General features: G+C 44.3%; 3 protein-coding genes. All 3 read right to left on the reverse strand.

Annotated features, from left to right (window positions below):
- Nucleotides 1-491 (reverse strand): PTS sugar transporter subunit IIA (locus Q0507_RS06925; RefSeq protein ID WP_298714309.1); only part of this gene is annotated, 491 nt, incomplete at its 3' end.
- Nucleotides 492-524: 33 nt separating this feature from the next.
- Nucleotides 525-1,439, reverse strand: coding sequence for a 1-phosphofructokinase (gene pfkB, locus Q0507_RS06930; protein WP_298714312.1), 915 nt, complete (start codon nt 1,437-1,439; stop codon nt 525-527).
- Between the two features lie 28 nt (nt 1,440-1,467).
- Nucleotides 1,468-2,805, reverse strand: coding sequence for a Na+/H+ antiporter NhaC family protein (locus tag Q0507_RS06935; protein ID WP_298714315.1), 1,338 nt, complete (start codon nt 2,803-2,805; stop codon nt 1,468-1,470).
- Nucleotides 2,806-2,925: the final 120 nt, after the last annotated feature.

The following is a 2,925-nucleotide window of genomic DNA, read 5'->3' on the forward strand; positions in this document are numbered from 1 at the left end:
GTTTTGATAAACCCTTCTACAGATGGATCAAAGTTGCCTTGCTCTTTAGCTGTTATTAGTTCCAAAAAACGTTCTATAGTTGGAGCTGCGATGAGGGCTTCTTTGAAATCAGGGTCGATCACCATCGTTGCTAACTGACTCAATACCTCTACATGAGTGTCAGCTGTGCCTTCTGGAGCAGCAATCATGAAGAATAGGCGAGATGGTTGACCATCAAGTGCTTCGAAATCTACACCGTTAGGCACGACCATAGCAGCAAGGCCTGCTTCTTTTACGCCTGCAGATTTAGCATGCGGTGTGGCGATACCATCACCGAGACCCGTAGAACCTGACTCTTCACGAGCAAAGACAGCTCTTAAGTACTCACCTTTATCGATGAGGTTGCCCCCTTTTTCCATCAACTCGCCTAAGGTATAAATGGCGTCAGCCTTTGTGACAGGATCTGCATTCAGCAAAATAGATTGAGGTTTTAATAAATCAGTGATTTGCATATATGTACTCCTTGATGCAAATAAAATGTAAAACTAGCTAACTCGTACTTGTGAAAGTAGTGCTTCTACTTCTTCAAGGGTTGCGAGATTTTCAGAGTAGGCAGAGGCAGATCCACTGGAGATGCCCCAGTAGAGCGCCTCTTGTAAGTTACCTGTCTTTTCATAGCCCGTAATAAAGCCAGCGACCATGGAATCGCCAGCGCCTACGGAATTTACGAGTATGCCTTTAGGGGCAGGACTCGTGTATACAGTGCCGTCAGCAGCGACCAAGATAGCTCCATCACCAGCCATGGAGATGAGCACGTGTTGAGCACCTTTTTCTTGCAATGTTTTGGCAGCTTCTACAAGGTCATCTTTTGTGGCGAGAGTGCGACCAAAGATTTCGCTAAGCTCGTGATTATTTGGCTTAATTAAGAATGGTTTATAAGGCAAGACTTTTGTGAGTAGATCTTTTGTAGCATCTACTACGATGCGGATGTTTTTATGTTGTAAGCGATCCATAATGAGTTCGTACATATCGCTTGGTAGACTAGAAGGAATGCTCCCCGCAAGGATTAAGGTGTCCTTTTCGGTTAACGTATCGAGTTGTTTGTATAGAGCCTCTAATTCGTCGGCACCGATGATTGGACCGCGGCCGTTAATCTCTGTTTCCTCATAAGATGCTTTTACTTTAACATTGATGCGGGTTAATCCTTCGCGAAGTCGGATGAAATCTTCTTTCACGCCGAATTTCTTGAGTTGTGTTACGATTTCTTCGCCTGTAAACCCTGCGATGAAGCCAAGTGCTGTCGTATCCATGCCAAGATTATTGAGCACGATAGATACGTTGATACCTTTGCCTCCACCGAGAACATATTCTTGGGTGGTACGATTAATAGTACCCGTCTTGAGGTGATCAAGGCGCACAATATAATCGAGAGCTGGGTTAAAGGTAATAGTGTAAATCATACAATTTCCCCTTTTGAGATAATACTAATTAGCGTATGATCGGTTGATCTTGCTTCCGTAATCGTAACCAATAGATGAGTGGTAGTAGATATAGGAAGAAGGCAAATGGTACGTAACCTGCTGAACTTGTACCCATCATGACAACGGGCACGTAGGCAGCGATATTCCACGGTTGTAATGGAGCGATGAGAATGCCGCTATTTTCAAAGTCTAGCATCACATCTTCGTCTTGAATACCCCGTTGAGCGTAGGTAATACGCATAATAGAGTGCGTCATAACTACCGCAATAGCTTGGCTGCATCCAACCGCACCTGTTAAAAAGGCAAGACCTACATTGGCAGCAAATACATCGCTCCGTGTTTTAGCTCGTTCTAACAGTTGTCGTATGTCGTTCCAGAAGCCAACCCCTTCAAGCATGCCTGAAATGGCAGTAGCCATGAAAATCGAAAGGGTAGGGATAAACATCGTTTGTAGACCGCCGCCATGAATGATATCAACTAGTGGATTGTAGTGTGGTAGTTCAAAGCCTGTTAAGGTATACCATCCCAACTCAGAAATGGTGGCTCCTTGATTTGTATAAGCTAGAATGGCCGCTGCTAATGCACTGAGTCCGATAGGCCAACGGATAGATACTTTCAAAGGCAATAGACCAATGACGATGATGACTGGAATCCATAATGTCCAATCGATGTTGAAAATAAAGTGAATTGTATCGGATAGTAAACTATTTTCGTAATTGAGTGGGTACCACTGAGATAGTAATAGATACAGCACTGTAGAGATGATGAGTGCGGGAATACCATCTTTAAATATGATGGGAATATTCGTCGATACCTTTGTATGGGTCAAGGCTGCTACGAGAGACGCACTAGAGGATAGTGGCCCGTTTCGATCACCAAAGTAAGCACCTGCAATAATGGCACCGGCTACGATATTTTCTGGAATACTCCCAGCTCTTGCCATCGTGATGAGTACGATGCCTATTGTGCCTACAGTTCCTAGTGCGGTGCCTAACAGCATGCTTACTGCAGCTGTTATTAAAAAGGCACAGACGATGAAGATGGACGGATTAATTAAGTCGATGCTTGTGGCGATGAGCATAGGGATAATGCCCGCTGCTTGCCACATGGCGATGAGCCAACCGATGAGAAGAAAGATTTGCATCACCACGATGGACGTTTTAGCACCTGTCCACGATAGGTTTAATAGTTCCTTTGGTTGATATCCTTTGCGATAAAATACAAAGGCCATAATGCACCATACGACAATCAAGGCGTAACCAATGGCGATGCTATTGGCTACAGCAATGAGGATGAAGAGAATGGATGTAAGTAGTCCTAAGAGGGGCTCTATATTCCGTGGCATAAGTGTGCGACCTTGTTGGTATCTTAGGAACGCATTTAATATAAGTTGTAACCATTTCATCTTAGTCGATAGGAAGTTCTGTTTCGAAGACTTCCTCAGCAGGGCCTGTCATGAGCACCG

Source organism: uncultured Veillonella sp. (assembly GCF_938010505.1).
Lineage (GTDB): Bacteria > Bacillota > Negativicutes > Veillonellales > Veillonellaceae > Veillonella.